The organism is Shinella sp. GW821-FHT11G07, from assembly GCF_058808115.1.
Genome location: NZ_JBXARJ010000012.1, coordinates 156,047 through 175,045, shown reverse-complemented (window position 1 = coordinate 175,045; position 18,999 = coordinate 156,047). Strand labels below are relative to the sequence as shown.

At 62.5% G+C, this 18,999-nt stretch carries 16 protein-coding genes; 6 read left to right on the top strand and 10 right to left on the bottom strand.

All coding sequences use genetic code 11. From position 1 onward, the window contains the following. Positions 1–35: 35 nt before the first annotated feature. The 3 genes from AC1RT2_RS22910 to AC1RT2_RS22900 form a co-directional block, all read right to left on the bottom strand. Entirely contained in the window at positions 36–992 is a 957-nt protein-coding gene (locus tag AC1RT2_RS22910; protein ID WP_493105635.1) for a PDR/VanB family oxidoreductase, read from the bottom strand. A 22-nt stretch (positions 993–1,014) separates the two neighbouring features. Further along, positions 1,015–2,208 carry an aromatic ring-hydroxylating oxygenase subunit alpha gene (locus tag AC1RT2_RS22905; RefSeq protein WP_493105633.1) on the bottom strand — a complete coding sequence of 398 codons (1,194 nt, stop codon included), beginning with the start codon at positions 2,206–2,208 and terminating at the stop codon, positions 1,015–1,017. A 244-nt stretch (positions 2,209–2,452) separates the two neighbouring features. Further along, complete coding sequence (locus AC1RT2_RS22900) at positions 2,453–3,526, bottom strand: AraC family transcriptional regulator (RefSeq protein WP_493105631.1); 1,074 nt, start codon at positions 3,524–3,526, stop codon at positions 2,453–2,455. A gap of 161 nt (positions 3,527–3,687) precedes the next feature. Here AC1RT2_RS22900 and AC1RT2_RS22895 point away from each other — a divergent pair, with 161 nt between their 5' ends. The 6 genes from AC1RT2_RS22895 to AC1RT2_RS22870 all read left to right on the top strand — a co-directional run bounded on the left by AC1RT2_RS22895 (position 3,688) and on the right by AC1RT2_RS22870 (position 10,076). Continuing rightward, positions 3,688–4,554 carry a sugar phosphate isomerase/epimerase family protein gene (locus AC1RT2_RS22895; RefSeq protein ID WP_493105628.1) on the top strand — a complete coding sequence of 289 codons (867 nt, stop codon included), beginning with the start codon at positions 3,688–3,690 and terminating at the stop codon, positions 4,552–4,554. 7 nt (positions 4,555–4,561) lie between these two features. Continuing rightward, positions 4,562–5,410, top strand: a complete 849-nt coding sequence (locus tag AC1RT2_RS22890; protein ID WP_493105626.1) for a sugar phosphate isomerase/epimerase family protein — start codon at positions 4,562–4,564, stop codon at positions 5,408–5,410. Further along, entirely contained in the window at positions 5,407–6,915 is a 1,509-nt protein-coding gene (locus tag AC1RT2_RS22885) for a sugar ABC transporter ATP-binding protein (protein ID WP_493105624.1), read from the top strand. The genes AC1RT2_RS22890 and AC1RT2_RS22885 overlap by 4 nt, the downstream gene beginning before the upstream one ends. Continuing rightward, positions 6,912–7,892 carry an ABC transporter permease gene (locus tag AC1RT2_RS22880; RefSeq protein WP_493105622.1) on the top strand — a complete coding sequence of 327 codons (981 nt, stop codon included), beginning with the start codon at positions 6,912–6,914 and terminating at the stop codon, positions 7,890–7,892. Before AC1RT2_RS22885 ends, AC1RT2_RS22880 begins: the two co-directional genes overlap by 4 nt. Further along, positions 7,889–8,890 carry an ABC transporter permease gene (locus tag AC1RT2_RS22875; RefSeq protein ID WP_493105620.1) on the top strand — a complete coding sequence of 334 codons (1,002 nt, stop codon included), beginning with the start codon at positions 7,889–7,891 and terminating at the stop codon, positions 8,888–8,890. The genes AC1RT2_RS22880 and AC1RT2_RS22875 overlap by 4 nt, the downstream gene beginning before the upstream one ends. A gap of 61 nt (positions 8,891–8,951) precedes the next feature. Continuing rightward, complete coding sequence (locus tag AC1RT2_RS22870; protein WP_493105618.1) at positions 8,952–10,076, top strand: substrate-binding domain-containing protein; 1,125 nt, start codon at positions 8,952–8,954, stop codon at positions 10,074–10,076. Positions 10,077–10,144: 68 nt separating this feature from the next. Here the strand turns inward: AC1RT2_RS22870 and AC1RT2_RS22865 are convergent, their stop codons facing one another. The 7 genes from AC1RT2_RS22865 to AC1RT2_RS22835 form a co-directional block, all read right to left on the bottom strand. Continuing rightward, positions 10,145–11,197 (bottom strand): ABC transporter ATP-binding protein, encoded by a 1,053-nt coding sequence (locus AC1RT2_RS22865; protein WP_493105616.1) that lies wholly within the window; start codon positions 11,195–11,197, stop codon positions 10,145–10,147. Positions 11,198–11,199: 2 nt separating this feature from the next. Beyond that, entirely contained in the window at positions 11,200–12,729 is a 1,530-nt protein-coding gene (locus AC1RT2_RS22860) for a sulfatase (protein WP_493105614.1), read from the bottom strand. A gap of 1 nt (position 12,730) precedes the next feature. Then, positions 12,731–13,558, bottom strand: a complete 828-nt coding sequence (locus tag AC1RT2_RS22855) for a carbohydrate ABC transporter permease (RefSeq protein ID WP_069063210.1) — start codon at positions 13,556–13,558, stop codon at positions 12,731–12,733. After that, entirely contained in the window at positions 13,555–14,490 is a 936-nt protein-coding gene (locus AC1RT2_RS22850) for a carbohydrate ABC transporter permease (RefSeq protein WP_493105612.1), read from the bottom strand. The genes AC1RT2_RS22855 and AC1RT2_RS22850 overlap by 4 nt, the downstream gene beginning before the upstream one ends. Positions 14,491–14,499: 9 nt before the next feature. Next, positions 14,500–15,855, bottom strand: coding sequence for an extracellular solute-binding protein (locus tag AC1RT2_RS22845; RefSeq protein ID WP_493105610.1), 1,356 nt, complete (start codon positions 15,853–15,855; stop codon positions 14,500–14,502). A 103-nt stretch (positions 15,856–15,958) separates the two neighbouring features. Further along, positions 15,959–17,509 carry a CehA/McbA family metallohydrolase domain-containing protein gene (locus AC1RT2_RS22840; RefSeq protein ID WP_493105608.1) on the bottom strand — a complete coding sequence of 517 codons (1,551 nt, stop codon included), beginning with the start codon at positions 17,507–17,509 and terminating at the stop codon, positions 15,959–15,961. A gap of 180 nt (positions 17,510–17,689) precedes the next feature. Further along, positions 17,690–18,793, bottom strand: a complete 1,104-nt coding sequence (locus AC1RT2_RS22835) for a GntR family transcriptional regulator (protein WP_444800512.1) — start codon at positions 18,791–18,793, stop codon at positions 17,690–17,692. Positions 18,794–18,999: the final 206 nt, after the last annotated feature.

Sequence of the window (18,999 nt, the reverse complement as noted above, 5' to 3'; positions counted from 1 at the left end):
GTTGAAGCGGCCTCTTGCCGGCGCAACGTGATTTCTTAGAGATCGAGGACGAGTCTTGGTGAACGCGCCCGGGAGCAGCAGACCGTGAGATAATCCTGCCGCTCGAGTTCGCAGAGCGCTTCGTCCCGATGGTCAGGAATGCCGTCGATGTAGCGGACCATGCAGGAGCCGCATATTCCCTGCCGGCAGTTCGTCGCAATCCCATGTCCACGCTCGGCCAGTGCAGCGAGCAACGTCTTGTCGGCCGGTACGGTGATGACCTCACCACTTGAGGCGATCTCGACTTCGAATGCCCGGTCACCCTCGGCCAAGCGCTCGTTCGGAGCGAAGGACTCGACATGAATCTGATGAGGCGGCCAGCTTTCGGTCGCCTTGCCAAAGGCGTTGAGGAACCCTGGCGGGCCGCAGGCATAGACATGCGTTCCGGCGGTAGCCTTGCCGACCATTGCGGGCATGTCCGGGCGGCGGGCGGGATCGTTGCCGTCGTGATGGAGCGCTGCGTGGCCGGCGGCGATTTCGTCGAGAATGAATGTACAGAACGCTGTTTCTTCGAGAGAGCGTGCGCAGACATGAGCGAAGTAGTCCGCCCCGGCCTGCCGTAAATGATGGATCATCGCGATGATTGGGGTGATGCCGATTCCGGCGGCGATCAGGAGATGGCGTTCCGCATCTTCGGCCAGCGCAAAACCGTTGCGCGGGCGGTCGGCACGCACTATGGCCCCCTGCGTGAACGTTCTGGCCACCTCCAGTGATCCGCCCTGGCCCTGCTCTTCGCGCTGGACGGCGACCCAGTATTCGGACGTCCGGGTGGGGTCGCCACACAGCGAGTAACAACGCAAGTGACCGCTTGGGAGGTGGAAGCTGAGATGAGCGCCGGCGTCCCAGGCCGGAAGGCGCTCACCGGAGGGCGAGACCAACCTGTAGGCCGAAGCTCGGGCGGTCAGCGCTTTGATATCGGTGACTTGAAGCAGGATTTCCGGCCCGGAGTGCATGGCTGACATCAATTCGGCAGGATCAGGTGCTCATCCGCTGGGCATACCAGCGGATGTAGCGATCGACGTTCTGCTCTTTGGTTGGGGAATAGGGCCCGGGTTCGAAGCCGGGCGAGGTGATGCCGATCCATTGCCGGCGACAGATCTCCCAGTCCTCCGACATGACCTGGTCGTGGAAAGCCGCGATCTTTTCGGGATCGTAGTCGCGGCCCTCGACGGCCGCCTCATCGACAAGCCAATAGCCGCGCACGATCGTCTTTGTCGGCGAGACCGGCGTGATGCGCACGGTATGGGCATAGTCGGCGTTCGCGTGGCACCAGAAGTTGATGTTCGTGTTGGCGCGGGCGGTTCCCATATCGGGATCGGTGAAACCGGCCATCAGCACGTCGCATACCAACTGGCCGTCCGGGCTTTCGGTGACCATGCCCTTGCGCACCGGCGTGCGGTTGGCACGGAACCACTCGGCGGTGTTGTTCGACGACGTGTTGACGCGGGCGACGTCGAGACCTGCCTTTTCCCAACGGATCGTGCAGTCAGCAAGGCGTTCGGCGATCTCGTCCTTCAATGCCGGATTGTCGTTTTCGGTATCGTACTGAACCGAAACGTAGCCGTGGTGGTTTGCCTCGCAATGGTAGCACTCGCGGTTGTTCTCGACGACGATTTTCCAGTTTACATCGAGATGATAGTCGCGGATGAGCGCCATTTTCGCGCGAGCGATACCCTGGGATTTCATTATGGGCGAAAGGTGATCATGCAGTTCGTGGAACGGCAAAGGCGTCTCGGCGAGATTGACGAAGATCAGCCCGTGCAGCTCCCCGACATGAACCGGTTTCAGCCTGTGGGCGCTCTTGTCGAAATCGTCGCCCATCATCGGCGCGCCGATCAGCGCTCCGTCATGGGTGTATGACCAGGAATGATAGGGGCAGACGAGGCGCGCCGCCGTGCCCTTCTCCTTGGTGCAGATGATCGAGCCACGGTGTCGACAGACATTGTGATGGGCGTGGATCTTTCCGTCACGGTCACGCACCACGACAACCGGCGCACCGCCGACATCGAGCGTGATATAGTCTCCCGACTTCGGCAACTCGATCGTGTGTCCGGCAAAGAACCAGTTGTTGCGGAATATCTTCTCTTGCTCGGCCGCAAAGATCTCATCACTCAGGTAGAACTGGCGTGGCAGGCCCTTGCCTGGGCTATAGGTCGAAAACATATCCATTTCGGCAGATCCTAAACGCAGGTTTGATCGACTGGAGATGAGGCTACCTGCATCTCGTTCCGTCGAGCAAACGCGAATACCTTCGGGTCTGCGCAAGAAAATCTAAGGGTACCGTGTGTGCCGAACGCGTCCCTTGGGCAACATCATGCCCAAGGAATTCGTGGTGAAAATCGCTCTGGAAAAACAAACCCGGGCCAGAATGCCCTGGCCCGGAAATTCCATTGTCCGCCAAGCGGTCGCTTGCCTATGTTGAACTGTGAATGCCGGCGGTGAGCTTGTCCCCACGGCTTTGCACCAGCGTGTCCTGCCGAGGCGTCTCCATAGGGGAGAAGCCGAAGCGCTTCTTGTAGCAGGTTGCAAAATACTGGCTGGAGGAGAAGCCGCAGTCAAAGGCGACGTGGGTGACGGATTGCCGGCCGTCTTCGAGCAGTTGGCGTGCGGCGTTGAGCCGGAGCATCTGGAGATAGCGGACGGGCGTCATGTTGGTCAGCACCTGGCAATGCTGGGTGAACTGGGTGCGCGAAAGGTTGCACTCGGCCGCCATGTTCTCCAGCGTCCAGTCTTCGTCGAGCGCGTGTCGTAGTCGTTTCAGGAAGATTTCCACCGTGCGTTTCGAGCTTGCCAGCGCAAGGTCGAGCACCGGCGACTGGCTCTCCAGCATCTGGCGAAACTGCAGCAGCATCATCGAGATCAGCAGGCGAAGCCTCGCCTCGCCGCCCTCGATATCGCCACCTGCGACCACCTCGTGAATCTCCAGGAAGGTACGCGTGACATCGCGTGAAGCGAGGTAGGAAATCTGCTCGTTCTTCGACAGGAGTTCGCTCAGCCTTTTGCGGTCCCGCTCCGGCCAGCCGATCCAGTCGGGCCAGAGCCAGGTCTCGTGCGGACGGCGCACACCCATGTTCATCAGGACCCAGATGATGTGGCTGGCGCCGATGGTCGGGTCGCCGAGCGCATGCAACTGCCAGGGCCGCACGACGAACATCTGGCCTTCGTTGAGCGTGGTCTTCCGGCCGTCCATCGTGATGGTCAGCGAGCCGCGCGCGAGATAGGCGATCTTCACACCTTCGTTGCAATGCTCGCGCAGCCCCCAGTCCTGTGGCGTCGTCGCGTCCCAGCCGCCGACGGAGCAGACTTGTGGCAGCGCCTTCCCAAGATCCGTTCCCGGGTAACCCCGCCTCGTCCAGGCATTGAGAGAGACCTGTCCGGCAAGTGACGCCTTCATCAGGTCCTGGCAGTTGCCGGCATAAAGCAGGGCGCCCGGCTCACGAAAAACCGCGGGCCGGCTGACCGCCCGTTCGTTGTTGGCTTTGTTCATCACTTTCCTCCGCCGGTGTTCAAAATTTACCACTCCTCTATTTCGAACGCGGGCAACGATTTATTGCGCAATGCTTGGCCATCATCAAGCGACAAATCGAGGCGCTGGTGATTTACCGTTGAAACTCAACGGTATGGAGGAGAAATGGGGAGGATTTGCCGGTGCGGATAGGCTTCCACACGGATGCGTTCAATTCGGCCTACTGGTCGTTCGAAAAATGCTTGCAGTGGGCGAGCGACAACGATGTGCACTTCATCGAGTGTGGCCTGATTGACGGCGTGAGCTGGATTCATGGCCTCGGCTATCAACCGCATGTCGCGCTCTACGAAGACCCCGCGCTGCTGCGCCGCAAGATGGATCGCTACGGCGTGCGGTTTTCCCAGGTCGATGCCGCCTATCCGCTTTCCGGCCAGGACGGGCCGCTCCGGGGCGTGCCCTATGTGCTGAAATCGATCGCTTGGGCCGCGCAAGCCGGCAGCCCCTGCGTCGACACGACCGACGGGCTTCACATGCCGGAGGGCTTGAGCGAAGAGGAATCGATGGCGCTGATGAAGCGCAGCTACGAGAAGATCATCGAGGTCGCGGAGGCGCACGAGATCATCGTCAACATCGAGCCGCACGGTCATTTCACGACACGTCCGGAATTCATGGCGCGCATGCTGGCCTTCGTCGATTCGAAGTGGCTGCGCATGAACATGGATACCGGCAACACCTTCATCGCCGGCCAGGAGCCGACCGAGTTTCTTCCGCGTTTCATCGACAAGGTCAGCCATGTCCACGTCAAGGACGTGTCGCAATCGCTGGCAGATTCGGTGCGTGGTGGGCAGACCGGCATTGCCGTCAGCCATTGCGCGCTCGGCGACGGCGTCAATGCGGAGAACATCAAGGCCTGCCTCGCCCAACTGCGTGACCATGGCTATGACGGTGTGCTGAGCCTCGAATGCGAGGGCGCGGCCGGACCGATGATCGAGAAATCGCTGGCCTGGATGCGTGCCACCTGCCGCGATCTCGGCATCAAGCTGCATTGAGCGCGCCATGAAACTCGGCATCAACCTTCTGTGCCTGACGGACTTCGTCGCGGACAGTCATTTCGACAGCATCGGGCGGCTGCGCGATCTCGGTTACGACGGCGTCGAGGTGCCGGTCCTCAAGGGCGAGGTCGCTCACTACGAGCGCCTGGGCAAAAAACTCGACGCTCTCGGTCTCGGCCGCTCGACCACGTCGATCGTGCCGACGCCGGAGGCCAGTCCCGTCAGCAGCGATGCCGAGGTGCGGGCTCGCGGGCTTGCGCATCTCGACTGGGCGCTCGATTGCGCCATCGCGCTCGGCGCCGAGAGCATGGGTGGCCCGTTTCACGCGCCGATCGGCGTCTTCACGGGCACCGGCGCCACCGAGGACGAACTGAAATACGGTGCGGATGCACACCGCGCGCTGGCCGAGCGGGCGGCAACTCACGGCATGCATCTGAGCCTGGAGCCGCTCAACCGCTTCGAGACCTATTACCTCAACACGATGGAGCAGGCCCGCGCGTATGTCGACCGGGTTGGACACCCCGCCTTCAAGATCATGTACGACACGTTCCACGCCAATGTGGAGGAACGCCGGCAGGAAGAGGCCATCCGGTTGATCGGTCCGGATATCGGCATTTTCCATGTGTCGGAGAACGACCGTGGCATCCCCGGGCGGGGGCACATAGACTTCGCGGCGATGTTCACCGTGTTGAAGGAGATCGGTTATGACGGCTGGTTGACGCTTGAGGCCTTCGGGGCCGGCCTGCCGGCTATCGCGGCGGCGACCCGCGTCTGGCGGCCGCTGTTTCCGGATTTCGAGACGCTTTTCTCCGAAAGCGCAACGTTCATTCGCAAGACATGGGCAGCAGCATGAGCAATCCCGCAATCGAGATGCGCGGCATCACCAAGAGTTTCCCCGGCGTGAAGGCGCTGAAGAGCGTGAGCTTTTCCGCCCATCCTGGCGAAGTGCACGCGCTCGCCGGTGAAAACGGTGCCGGCAAGTCGACGCTGATGAAAATCCTGTCCGGCGTCTATCTGCTGGATGGCGGCGCCGTCGTCGTCGGCGGCGAGGAGCGGCATTTCAGCCATCCGCTGGAGGCGATCCGCGCCGGCATCGCCGTGATCTACCAGGAATTTTCCCTGCTGCCGGAGCGCACCGTCGCACAGAACATCTTTCTCGGCCGGGAGCCGACGCGGCTTGGCCTGATCGACCACAAGGCAATGAACGCGGAGGCACGGCGGGTGCTCGCGCTGTTCGGCTCGGCGCACCGCATTGAGCCGGATACGGTCGTCGCCGATCTCGACGTCGCGAGCCAACAACTCGTCGAGATCGCCAAGGCAGTGTCGCTCGATGCGAAGGTCATCGTGATGGACGAGCCGACCGCGGCGCTCAACGAGGCGGAATGCGAGGTGCTGTTCGGGCTCGTCGACACGCTGAAGAAGCGCGGCGTGGCGATCGTCTATATTACCCATCGCATGCGGGAGATCACGCGGCTGGCCGACCGGGTAACCGTTCTGAAGGACGGTGAGACGGCCGCGAGATTCGATCATGTGCCGCAACCCGATACGATCGTGCGCGCCATGGTCGGCCGCGATATCGGCGATTTTTATGCCGCACCGGCAACGCCGGGGGAGATCGGCAACGTCGTGCTGTCCGTGCGCCATGCGGGCAATGAGTGGCTGAAGGACATTTCCTTTGACCTGCGCGCCGGCGAGATCGTCGGTTTTGCTGGGTTGCAGGGGGCAGGGCGCGTGGCGCTTGCCCAGGCGATTTTCGGCTTTGCACCCTTCGCCGAAGGTGAGGTTTTGCTTGCGGGTAAGCCAGCGCGTTTCACCAATCCACGCGACGCCATTCGCGCCGGTATCGGCCTGTTACCGGGTGACCGCAAGGCCGAGGGACTGGTGCTGATGCAGTCGGTTGCCGACAATGGTTTGCTGACGGCGCGTGCACTTTCCGGCCTCGCGGGCAAGGCCGATGCGACGCCGTTCGCCTCCGCCGAAGAGATGGACAAGCTGCTGCACGAGCTCGACGTCAGGGCCGGCAGCTTTTCCCAGGAGATCAAGGCGCTGTCCGGCGGCAATCAGCAGAAGGCGATCGTCGCGCGCTGGCTGGCGCTGGCACCGCGGCTGCTGATCTTCGTCGAGCCGACGCGCGGCATCGACGTCAATGCCAAGGCCGGCATCTATCACCTGATGCGTGATCTCGCGCGCAAGGGCACGGCGATCATGATGGTGTCGTCCGACCTGCCGGAGGTGCTGGGCGCCGCCGACCGTATCCTCGTCATGCGCGCCGGCGAACTCGTGGCCGCGTTCCCGCGCGGCGTGTCGGAAGCCGATGTCATGCTTGCCGCAACCGGCGAAGAGGCGGTGGCGGCATGAACACGGCAACCCTCACCAAACGTCCTGCCTGGCGCATGGAGCGCTATGCACCGGCTCTGCTGCTTGCCGCGGCGCTTGCCATCTACATTGTGATCGCGCTCAGCCTCGGCCTCACGCGATTCCTCACGCCGGAAGCGGCGATCTCCATCCTCAACCGTTCCATCGCGCTCGGCATCACCGCCGTTGGCCAGACCTTTGCCATTCTCGTCGGCTCGATTGACCTGTCGGTAGCGCATCTGATCTCGGCGTCCGCCGTCGTCTCCTCGGCGATCATGAACGGCGATCCGGCGATGATGGTGCCCGCGGTCCTCGCCGTGCTCGTGATGGGCGCGGTGGTCGGCACGTTGAACGGGTTGATGATCACCAGGCTGGAGGTTAATCCGCTGATCGCGACGCTCGGCATGGCGCTGATTATCCAGGGTTGCCTCGCCTCCTTCCATGGCCGGTTCGGTGGCTCGGTGCCGGATGCCTTCCAGTATTTCGCCTATGGCGAGGTGCTCGGCCTTCCGGTGAGCCTCATTGCTCTGGCGCTCCTCGTGCTGGCGGCCTGGGCTGTCTTGCGCTTCACCCGCTTCGGCTCGAACATCTACTCGGTCGGCGGCAATCGTGACACTGCGCGGGCGGCCGGCATCAAGACGGCGCGGGTGGTGATGGCGAGCCACATCATCTGCAGCCTGTGCGCCTCGTTGGCCGGCCTCTATCTCGCAAGCCGGCTGAAATCCGGCTCGCCGTGGATCGGCACGGAGGGTGCCTATGACCTCGAGTCGATCGCCGTGGTCGTTATCGGCGGCACGATCCTTTCGGGCGGGAAGGGTGGCATTTGGGGCACTGTCGCGGGCGTCATCATCTTCTCGCTGATCGATTCGATCTTCAATCTCGCCGGCGTCGACGCCTTCGCCAAGCAGGTGATGCGCGGCATCATCATCGTCGCCGCCGTCGCCTTCTACGCCGTGCGTTCGAAGAGGATAGTGGCATGATCCAGGAAACCGTCGGTTCCGCAAAGGCGCCCGGCGCCGCAAGGGGCGGCCGCCTGCCGAAGATCAATCCGGTCTTCTTCGTGCTCGCCGCGCTGCTTGTCGCCATCACGTTGTCCAATCCGAATTTCGTCGAGCCCACGGGATACATGAATTTCCTGAAGCGGGCCGCACCGCTGGCCATCCTCGCCGCCGGCCAGATCTACGTCATCGTTTCGGGCGGCTTCGATCTTTCGGTCGGCTCGGTGATCACGCTGACGGTGGTCGGCTCGTCGATGCTGCTCAACAACAATGCCGATGCGACGTGGTGGGTGATCCCGGTCATGTATGCGGTCGGGCTTGCCGTCGGCGTGGTCAACGGCCTCGTCGTCAGCTATCTGCGGGTACCCTCGCTGATCGCAACGCTCGGCATGATGATCACGCTGAATGGGGCCGCCTTCATGTGGTCGAGCGGGTCGCCGCGCGGCTACCTGCCGGACACCTTCCGTTTCTTCGGGCGCGTGAACATTCAGGGCATTCCGCTCATCCAGTTCCTGCCTGTGGCGCTGCTGGTGCTCATCGCGGTCGGGCTCTGCCTGTTCTGGCTCATGCACCGCACCAATCTCGGGCGTTTGCTGCATGCCATCGGCGATAATCCGCGCGCGGCGCAGATGTCAGGCGCTCCCTTGGAGCGGGTGCGCATCATCGCCTTCGTCGTCTCGTCGCTGAGTGCCGTGACGGCCGGCATCCTGCTTGGCGGCTTTGCCGGTGTCTCGACCGATGTCGGCGTCGGCTACGAATTGCAGGCAATCACCGCCTGCGTCATCGGCGGCGCGCAGCTTCTCGGCGGGCGCGGCTCGGTGCCGGCCTCGATTGCCGGCGCGCTGACGCTGACGGCGATCTTCACGCTGCTCAACTTCATCGGCTTGCCGAAACCGGTGCGCGACGTCGTGCAGGGCGTGATCCTGATCGTCGCCGTCGTGCTTGCCACCTACCGGCGTAACCGCGCCGGCCGGACCTGAATTTCGCCGGCCGAAAGGCCGTCGGGAGGAATCTGACATCATGATCAAATGGGAGTGAGACATGAAAAAACTGCTGACCGCCGCCCTTTCGGCTGCCCTGCTTGCGAGCACGGCACAAGCCCAACAGCTGAACTTCGACGACCCCGCGGAATTCGCCAGGCAGCGTGAGATGTTGACGGCGAAAGCCAATGGCCCGGAGGGGGAGCCATGGGAGCAATATTACGGTGACCAGATGGCCGACACCGCAAAATACAAGAAGGAAGGTCCCTATACGATCTGCTTCTCGAATGCCGGTGTGAACAATGCCTGGCGCGTGACCGGCTGGACGAACATGCAGGCAGAGGTGAAGCTCCATCCGGAGATCAAGGAACTCATCCATGTCGATGCCGAAGGCTCCGACGACAAGCAGATTTCCGACATCGATGACCTGATCAACGGTGGAAAATGCTCGGTGCTGATCGTCTCGCCGAACACCACGGCGGCGCTGACGCCCGCCGTCGAGAAGGCCTGCGCCAAGCTGCCGGTCATCGTCTTCGACCGCGGCGTCAACACCAAATGCCCGGTGACCTTCATCCACCCGGTCGGCGGCTACGGCTTCGGTATCCAGGCCGGCGAGTTCGTTGCGGCCACAGCCCCCGCTGGTGCAAACGTGCTGATGCTGCGCATCGTGCCCGGTGTCGACGTGCTGGAGACCCGCGCTTCGGCGGCCAAGCGCATCTTCAAGGAGAAGGGCCTGAACGTCATCGGCGAGGAGTTCACCGAAGGCGACAATGCCAAGACCAAGTCGATCGTGGAGGACTATCTGCAACGCGGATCGATCGATGCGATCTGGATGGATGCCGGCGCGACGGCGGTTGCGGCGCTGGAAGCTTTTGAGGATTCCAGCCTGCCGCTGCCGATCATCACCGGCGAGGACCAGCAGGACTTCTTGATGAAATGGAAGGCCGAAGGCTTCAAGGCGATCGCGCCGACCTACCCGACCTACCAGTGGCGCACGCCGATCATCGCGGCCGTGAAAGTGCTGAAGGGTGAGGCGGTGCCCGGGCCGGAATGGGTGATGCCGCAGCCGGCGATCACCGCCGAAACGCTCGATCTCTACGTCAACGACAAGATGCCGCCGCTGCACCACGCGATGTGCGGCTGTGAGAAGTTGCCCGACTATCCGGCAGCCTGGGGCGGACAGTAAACATGAGCGGGGCCGCGTGACACGCGGCCCCGTTTCGCCAATCGCACGGCGGTGAGGCATGGTCCGCGCTAGGTTATGCGTCGGCTGGTCGAAGCATCGAAAATATGCAGTCGCGAGAAATCCGGCAGCACGCGAACCGTCTCGCCCGGGCGGGCGTGCAGGCGCTCGCGGCCGAGATAGGTGAGTTTCTGGCCGTGCATGTCGAGCAGCAACAGTGTTTCCGCACCGGTCTGCTCGACGACGACGACGGTCGCCTCGGTGCCGGACGGGTCGAGACGGAGATGCTCGGGACGGATACCAAGAACGACGTCCGCAGGGGTTGTTGTGTTCTTGATCCCGACTGGAGCGGAGAAGCCGCCTTTTCCGGTGAAATGTCCGTTTTCAAGACGGCCTTCAAACAGGTTTATCGCTGGCGAACCAATGAAGCCGGCGACGAATACATTGTCGGGGTGATCGTAAAGGTCCAGCGGCGATCCTACCTGCTCGACGACGCCACCTCGCATCACCACGATCTTGTCCGCCATGGTCATCGCCTCGACCTGGTCGTGGGTGACATAGACGGTCGTGGTGCCGAGGCGCTGATGCAGCGCCTTGATTTCCGCGCGCATCTGCACCCGCAGCTTGGCGTCAAGGTTCGACAGCGGCTCGTCGAACAGGAAGACCGCCGGATCGCGAACGATGGCGCGGCCCATAGCGACACGCTGGCGTTGCCCGCCCGAAAGCTGGCGCGGCAGCCGGTCCAGCAAGGGGGAGAGGTCGAGGATTTCGGCGGCGGCGACGACGCGCCGATCGATTTCGTCGCGCGCCTTGCCGGCGAGCTTCAGGGAGAAGCCCATGTTCTTGGCGACGGTCATATGCGGATAGAGCGCGTAGTTCTGGAAGACCATGGCGACGTCGCGCTGCTTCGGCGGGATGTCGTTGACGATCCGCCCGTCGATCCGCACCTCGCCGCCCGAAATGCCCTCAAGGCCGGCGATCATGCGCAGCAGGGTGGACTTGCCGCAACCGGACGGCCCGACAAGGGCGACGAATTCGCCATGTTCGACCGCGACATCGATGCCCCGCAGGACCTCCACAGTACCGTAGGATTTGCGAACATCCCGGATCTGGACCTGTGCCATGGTTATTCCGCCCCCTCTGCGGCCGCGTCGAACGCCAGCCGCGAAAATGCTTCGGGCGGCGCGCTGTTTGCCTGCATCAATCGCGCCATCAGGTCCGTCAGGCGCTGCTCCTCTTCGGGGTCCGCCAGCGGTGTTTCCTGTCCCGGATCGGCGGTGAGGTCATAGAGGCGCGTCTCGGATTCGAGCAGCGCGCCAGGGCCGTAGTTGTTGTACATCGGCGATCGATCGATCACAGGCACCTTGAGCAGTGTCGCGCCCTTGGTGAAGTCGAGCGGCGGCGACAGTTCGACCGAAGCCAGTTCCGCCGGCGAGAACGGTGAGAAGATGTGCGTCGGCATCAGCGTATATTGGTAGAGTTCCTGCTGCGACAGGTCCTCCGGGAAGCGGTGATAGGTGTAGCGGCCATCGGCAACATTCACCGCGCCGCCGAAATAGCCGAACAGGGCGCCATCGCGCAGTGCCGTGCCATCGGCCATCGCGCAGAGCGAAAACCCTTCGTTTTCGGCTGGCGGCGTGGCGCCGAACAGATCGAGGAACGTTGCTGCGAGATCGATCGACTGGGTGAGGGCCTGTGACCGGCTGCCCGGCCGGGCATCTCGGGGGTCGTGCAGGAAGAGTGGAATGTGCGCCACCTCTTCATAGAGGTTCATGCGGTTCTTCGCCCAGAAATCGTGTTCGCCGAGCAGGAAGCCATGGTCGGTGGTGACGATAAGCGCCGTGTCCTTCCACAGGTCGTGGCGATCGAAATAGTCGAGCAACTCGCCGAGCAGGTGGTCGCACATCGCGACAACGGCGTAGTAATTGGCGCGCAACTCCTCACATTCTTCGGGCAGTTCGTCGACACGGCCGTAACGCGGCCAGTCGCGGATCGGGCCCTTCCAACCGGTGTCGAATGGCGCCTTGAAGCGTTCGGGTGCCGTGAAGGGCTCGTGTGGGTCGAAGGTCTCGATCTGCAGAAGCCAGTTGTCGGCGTCGCGGTTGCGGTCGAGGAAGTCAAAGCCCTCGGCAAAGCAGCGCACCGAAGGGAAATCCTTCTCTTCCTTGATGAACTCGCGGTTGACGATGTTCTGGCCGAAATAGGAGCGCTTCTGGTCGCTGAACTGCCGGGCGTGGTATTTTTCGCGAAGCCGCTCCCAGTGCGGCTGCACCATCGCTTTCCACCGGTCACCTTCCTGGCCGCGCACGAATTCATAGGAATCGTAGCGGTTGTGATAGGTCGCACCACCGTCTTCCCAATAGTGGAAATGGTCGGTCACGAGGTGGCTGTAGGTGCCACGCTGCTGGTGCAGGATTTCCGGAAAGGCATTGTCGAACGGCTCCAGCGGCCCCCAGCTGCGATGCAGAAAGGTAAGCCGGCCGGTCAGCATGTCGCGCCGGGCCGGCATGCAGGGCAGACTGCCGACATAGTGCTTGTCGAAGGTCACGCTGCGGGCGGCGAGGCGGTCGAAATTCGGCGTCGGGATTCGTGTGCCGCCATAGGGGCCGAGAAGATGCCTGTTCAGGGAATCGAAAAGAACAAAAACCGCCTTCATGCTATTTCACTGCTCCTTGCGTGAGGCCCTTGACGATGTACCGCTGGGCGACGAGCAGCACGAGAATGGCCGGCACCATCGCCAGAGCAGCGCTTGCCGCCATCTGGGTGTATTGAATCTCGAAATCCTGGGCGAACTTGGCGATGGCGACGGGAACCGTTGCTGTCTGCTTCATCGTCAGCGTCAGCGCGACGGCGAATTCGTTCCAAGAGAAGATGAAGGTGAGGATCGACGTCGCGGCAAGGCCGGGCGTGATGAGCGGCAGGATCACGTACCACAGGATATGCGGCGTATCCGCACCGTCCATGATCGCCGCCTCTTCCAGCTCCTTCGGCACGTCGCGAACGAAGACCGCCATCAGCCAGATCGCCATCGGCAGGTTGAGCGTCGCATGTGCGAGGATCAGCCCTGTGAAGGTGTTCTCCAGTCCGACGGCGCGTGCCATGGAAAACCATGCACTCGCCAGCGCCACCGGCGGGATCATGTGGAAGATCATCGTCCAGGCGAGGAAGAGATGCACGACCCACCCGGGCCAGCGCATCCGGTTGAGCGAGAAGGCGGCGAGCGTCGCGACGACGACGCAAAGCACGGTGCTGACGAGCCCGACGATGATCGAGTTGCGGTAGTTGAGCAGGAAATCCGAGGTCTTCGACCAGAGAACTTCGGAAAAATTGCTCCAGATCGGCGTGAATAGCACATCGCCCATCAAGAGCGATATCTGTGTGCGAAAGCCGGCTGCAACGGTCCAGATGATCGGCGCAAGAACAAGGACGGCACCGGCGGCGAGTGCCAGGTGGACGGGAACAATGGAATTGGTGCGACGGCTCATGATGTCGCTCCCGTGCGGCGGCGCGCTGAGAGAGCTACCACCAGAAGCAGCGACACGAGGAAGATGACGGCCACCGACATGGCCGAGCCATAGCCCGCCTTGTCTTCGGTGAAGAAGCGCTGGTAGAGCGTGAAGCTGATCACCTCGGTCGCGGTGCCAGGCCCGCCGCTGGTCAGGAGATAGACCTCGTCGAAGACCTTGAAGGCGAGCACGAGGCGGAAGGCGAAGGTGACGATGATCGTCGGGATCATCAGCGGCAGCGTGACGTAGACCAGCTCCTGCCACGGGCCGGCACCGTCCATCTCGGCAGCCTCGAAAACGTCCTGCGGCAGGGATTCGAGCCCCGCCAGGAACAGCAGGAAGCAGAATGGCGTCCAATGCCAGATGTCGACCGCGATCACTGAAAGCAGCGCTGTCTCGGGCGTTCCCAGCCAGTCATGCGGCATGATGCCAAGGAGAGAGAGCGCCTTGTTGACCAGTCCGAAGTCGTAGTTGAGCATCAGCTTCCAGATGGCGCCGATGACGATACCGGGGATCAGGATGGGCAGGATGAAGATCGCCCGGTAGAGCACGCGCCCACGGGTTATCTTGGTGCAGAGCAGTGCCATGGCGAAGCCGAGGATCATCTGGCCGGCGACGGCCCCGAAGGCGAAGATAAGCGTGTTGGAGATGCCGGCGCCGAACAGGCTGTCCGAGAACAGCGCCTTGTAATGGGCAAGGCCGACCCAGGTGCGCACCTGCTGCCCGTCCGCCCAGGTAACGTTCTGGAAGCTTGTGAGAAACAGGTTGGCGATGGGAAGCGCGCTGAGCGCCACCATCATGGCAAGGGCCGGCCCGAAGGTCAGCCAGCGCCAGAGACGCTGGCCGCCATCCTCGGCGGGATTGCTTGATCGCCGCAGCGAGCTTTGGGTTTGCGCGTTTGCGGCGGTCATGGGTGGCCCTTATTTCAGAGGGGTCAGCTTGTCGGTCTTGTAGGCGTGGCTGGCCATGATCTTCTCGATCTCGTCGGACATGCCGTTCAGCGCATCGACCGAGGTGATCTCGCCAGCAACCGCCCGATTGAGGCCGAGTTCCAGCACGGCGATCACTTCGCTCGCCTCGGGGAACTGGTAGATGTTGACGGCGTGCGGCAAGGCTTCGGCCAAGGGCTTCATCCAGCGATACCGGTGTTCGTCGGCAATCGGCTCCTTGTAGACGGCGGCGTGGACCGGGATGCCGCCGGCCTTGGCAGTTTCGAGCTGGGCTGCCTTCGTCTGGAACCAGCGCAGAAACTCGACGGCCGCGCGCTTGCGATCGTCGGGAACGTTCTTCGAAATGCCGGCGAGCCAATGGCCGAGACCGGGCGCGGTCTGGAGGCCTTCCGCGGCCGGCGGCGGCGCCCACTCGACTTTGTCGACGATCGCCGACTTGTTCGGATCGTCCATCTGCGACCAGGCGGCGATCACCATCATGATATGCGCGGAATGGCCGGTCACCATGGCCTGGATGACTTCGGCCTGGTCAGCGGCCGCTGTCTTCGGGTGGCCGGCTTCCTTTGCGAGCCGGATGTAGTAGTCGAGTGCCTCACGGCCGTGGTCGGAGTTCAGCGTGACCGAATAGTCACCGGCCGACTGGTCCTTGAAGATGCCGCCGCCGAAGCCGTAGAGATAGGGGTAGAAGTCGTAGGCCACGGTATGCGGCCCGCGCGCGCCGCGCTGGACGATGCCGTACATGTCGGGCGGATTGTGGAACTTCTTGGCGTTGGCTTCCAGTTCGGCAAAGGTCTTCGGCGCCGACAGGCCCGCTTCCTTGTAGAGGTCGCCGCGATAATAGAGCATCGGGATCAGCGGCGAGACCGGCATGGCCATCAGCTTGCCGTCGCTGGTCATGGTCTTCTTCTCGGCATTGTAATAGACCGTGTCGCCAAGCGTATAGACTTCGGGATCGAGCTTGAAGCCGGGGTCTATGTCGGTGATGGCCTCGACGAAGCCGCCGGCATACATTTCGGCAAACCAGCCCGAATTCATGATCAGGATGTCGTACTGGCCTTCGCTGGCGCGCACCGAGTTGCGCTGCTTTTCCAGCGAGCCGGCAAAGGGATTGACGTCGAGTTCGACCTTGTTGCCGGTCTCTGCCTCATAGGCCTCAACCGTCTTGCGAAAGCTTTCGAACCAGGGCGACTGGTTGATCACGATGGTGATCGGCGCGACGCTTGCCGCATAGAGCGGGCGGAATGCGCCTGGCGCGAGGCTGGCCGCCGCGGCCATGCCCACGCCTTTTAGGATCGTACGTCTGTGCATGCTGGTCTTGAATGTCATCGATGAATCTCCCTTGCCTCATTCATGCTGAACATCTATCGGCCTTCAAGAAAACAGGTGCTCCCCGCGGCCTTCGCGCCGCATTGCGGTTGCCCCCGCCCTCCTATTCGCAGAAAATCGGACTGGCCCAGTTCCACTGGCCATTGGCCTGGCGCATGCGGGCATAGATCCAGTCGCCCTTGCGCAACGGTTCGATCGCCATCTGCCCGCGCCACTGCCACTGGTGCGGGCGCGGCAGCGGGTGGAGCCGGAAGGCAGGGCTGTCGATCGGCCCGAGATTGCCCGAAAGCGCACCCTGCAGAAGGCGGCCAGTGCTGACCTGGAAGGTTTGGCCGTCGACCACCAACCGGACCCTGGCATCCGGCCGGATGCGGATGCGCGCGGCAATCGCTTGCATCGAAGCGGTGGTGTTGTTGGGGTTGCCGATCGAGCGGATCGTGAAATCGATGCGATTGCCGGAAAGCCGGACCGCGTTGTCATCCTTCGCATCGCCGCCTCCTTCCAGCGGCGAGACCACTTCAGACCCGCGCAGGCGCGGCTCGACGGACAGGATATCGCCGCCGATGAGTTCGAGGGAGCCTTGCCAGTCGTGGAATTTTCCGCGTGCGCCCCAGCCGAGTTCCAGCACGAGCAACGTTTCCAGCGAGCCATTGCCGGCATCGATCGGGCTGCGTTGCAGGTCCGGCGTGACCCGGCCGACGACATCACCGTTGCGCACAAGGTCGATATAGTCGATGGCACCGCCGCCGACCGCCTCGAGTTCCAGCGTTGTCGGCCCGCCCGCCGCCACGCTGCCGCCCTGCATGGTGTCACCGATCGAGAAAAACAGGTGGCTTGCGTCGCCGGTGAGGGCATTGGTGCGGCGCCGGTGGATGCCGTCCCAAAGGGCCGAACGGGAATTTTCCGCAGCATAGACCGCCGAGCGCCCGTGGCCGTAGGAACCGGGATAACCGCTGTGGTGATCCGTATTGCCGAGGAAGCCGAAACGGAGGCCGCGATTGAGGCCATGGCGGGCGGTGGATTGGCCATCGCTCGGCCCCATGGAATGCAGGAAGGGCCGGTCCATGACCGACGTCTCCGAACAGCCATGCATGGAGATGATCTCCATCACCGGCGACAGATCCGCGATGACGCTGTCCCAATTCACGCCGCGCGCGCCGAGGCGGTAGCCGATGTGATGCGGGAACGCGAAGACGGCATCACCGTAGGTGGCGCGCAGCCTTGCATGCAGCTCTGCCGGCGTGTCGGCCTTGATCAATTCCTGGCCCGCGATGTCGCGGTAGACGATCGTGTAGTCGCCATGCGCAAAGGAGTGGATTTCATAACCGGGGAAAACGGTGAAGACGCCCGGCTCGTCCGCCTCCGCAAGCGTGTCGAAATGGGCGCCCCACAGTCTGTCGAGCTTGGCAAAGCCTTTGACGTGAAAATCGACGATATGCGCCACGCTGGGATCGTCGACCGGCATATCCGGCCAATATGCGTGTCCCGTGACGGAGACGAAATCAAGCTGGCGGCGTGCGCGGCGCAGCGCCTGTTCGAGGCTGCCGTGGCCATAGGAAATGTCGCAGTGGTTGTGGATATCGCCGTAATAGACCCGTACGCCGAAACGAGAAGCCAACGGCGCCAGCCGCTCCGGCAGACGCTCACCCAACATGCCGTACCTCTCCTCCCTGGACGATGCGCGACCGCAAAGGTTCAATCGTCATCAGATACAATATGTATTGTATGCTAGCAGATGTATGGGCGGATGCAAGCGCGTTTTGGGTGATGGCGGGAAATTATGGTGGGGTTTGGCATACGCCAGCGCATGCCGCCGCGAATGCCGGCAATGGCGTCAGATGGAAGGTACGCCTGTGCTGCCGCGAGCATTCGAGATGCAGTCGAGATAGACGATCTGGGGTGGCTCGTGCGGCGCGGCAATGCGCTTGCGGATCGTGTCGATCAGGCTTTTGGCGGCATTGAGATAGGAGCTGCCGGCCATGGTCATGAAGCCGAAATGTTCGGTCGGGACGTCGTGATGCCCCAGTACGAAGAGGCTGAGATCCTTCGGGCAGGCAATCTCCATCTCTTCCAGGCATTGGCGAATGCCGAGAGAGTCGGAAATGCCGAGTGTGACCATCGCGGTGAACGGCAGCTTGCCATGCTCGTCGAGCAGCGCGGACAGTTCTTGTCCCAGCGCATCGCCGACGCGCTGCGTCGGGTGCAGCACGCCGCGAAGCGCGATGCTCTGCGTGTGCCGCCAAACGGTCTCATGGCGCTGGCTTATCCGGTCGAAGGCTCGCCGTGCGGCGAGGATCGGCTGGGCCATGGAGTCCAGCGATACAAGGGCTACGGAGCGGTGGCCGAGTTCGGACAGATATTCCAGGGCCAGGTCTAGCGCCGCTTCCCAGTCGGTTCCGACGCGGTCGATGTCGACGCCGGCGACGGAATGGCCGTCGACGACGAGGGCGCGCGTCTTGCTTTGCAGCAGGTTGAGCAGACGGATCGGAATGTTCTCGTAATGCGATTGGAGAATGGCCGCATCGAAATCGGGCACCGAGGTGAGGATCTCCAGCAGGTGCCCCGTATTGTGGTAGGAAATCTGGACGACCTTGCTGCCCGATCGCGACAATTGCTCGACGATATGGTTCTGCACCAGCACGCAGCGTTCGTTCAGGCTGGCATTCGACAGGATCAGCAGGCTCTCCAGATGCGCCACGGCACCGTCATCGCTGGACGCCGATGCCTCGCCGCCCTTGACCACGTAGGTGCCGCGGCCGACCTGCGAGGTCAGCATGCCCTCGTCGCGTAGGCGGGTGAGTGCCTCCTGCACGGTCGCCTGGCTGACCTGATGAATGCGCATGAGATCGCGCACCGTCGGCAGCCGCGCACCATCCTCAAGCCGGGAAATCTGATCCCTCAGGGAGGCGAGAACCGTGTTTGAGGACGCAGCGCGCAAGGATCTGCCTCGACCTTCGAATCGTGTCTGTTTTTTATCGCTTCCATCTCGATACATTTTGAATCTCGCCCCGGCAATCCCGCGCCCGAAACGACGGGATAAAGGGTGGTGAAGTCGCATTGTATTATAACTGATACAAATTGAACTTTACAATTTGAATTTCACGTATACGCTTTGGATCAAGACGGCAGCAGGTCGTCCGCGCA

What these genes read in the sequence shown, in the direction of transcription:
- AC1RT2_RS22865 (WP_493105616.1), bottom strand. Translation starts at nt 11,197, where the DNA reads ATGGCACAGGTCCAGATCCGGGATGTTCGCAAATCCTACGGTACTGTG.
- AC1RT2_RS22850 (WP_493105612.1), bottom strand. Translation starts at nt 14,490, where the DNA reads ATGACCGCCGCAAACGCGCAAACCCAAAGCTCGCTGCGGCGATCAAGC.
- AC1RT2_RS22860 (WP_493105614.1), bottom strand. Translation starts at nt 12,729, where the DNA reads ATGAAGGCGGTTTTTGTTCTTTTCGATTCCCTGAACAGGCATCTTCTC.
- AC1RT2_RS22840 (WP_493105608.1), bottom strand. Translation starts at nt 17,509, where the DNA reads ATGTTGGGTGAGCGTCTGCCGGAGCGGCTGGCGCCGTTGGCTTCTCGT.
- AC1RT2_RS22845 (WP_493105610.1), bottom strand. Translation starts at nt 15,855, where the DNA reads ATGACATTCAAGACCAGCATGCACAGACGTACGATCCTAAAAGGCGTG.
- AC1RT2_RS22890 (WP_493105626.1), top strand. Translation starts at nt 4,562, where the DNA reads ATGAAACTCGGCATCAACCTTCTGTGCCTGACGGACTTCGTCGCGGAC.
- AC1RT2_RS22910 (WP_493105635.1), bottom strand. Translation starts at nt 992, where the DNA reads ATGCACTCCGGGCCGGAAATCCTGCTTCAAGTCACCGATATCAAAGCG.
- AC1RT2_RS22885 (WP_493105624.1), top strand. Translation starts at nt 5,407, where the DNA reads ATGAGCAATCCCGCAATCGAGATGCGCGGCATCACCAAGAGTTTCCCC.
- AC1RT2_RS22870 (WP_493105618.1), top strand. Translation starts at nt 8,952, where the DNA reads ATGAAAAAACTGCTGACCGCCGCCCTTTCGGCTGCCCTGCTTGCGAGC.
- AC1RT2_RS22905 (WP_493105633.1), bottom strand. Translation starts at nt 2,208, where the DNA reads ATGGATATGTTTTCGACCTATAGCCCAGGCAAGGGCCTGCCACGCCAG.
- AC1RT2_RS22855 (WP_069063210.1), bottom strand. Translation starts at nt 13,558, where the DNA reads ATGAGCCGTCGCACCAATTCCATTGTTCCCGTCCACCTGGCACTCGCC.
- AC1RT2_RS22880 (WP_493105622.1), top strand. Translation starts at nt 6,912, where the DNA reads ATGAACACGGCAACCCTCACCAAACGTCCTGCCTGGCGCATGGAGCGC.
- AC1RT2_RS22900 (WP_493105631.1), bottom strand. Translation starts at nt 3,526, where the DNA reads ATGAACAAAGCCAACAACGAACGGGCGGTCAGCCGGCCCGCGGTTTTT.
- AC1RT2_RS22875 (WP_493105620.1), top strand. Translation starts at nt 7,889, where the DNA reads ATGATCCAGGAAACCGTCGGTTCCGCAAAGGCGCCCGGCGCCGCAAGG.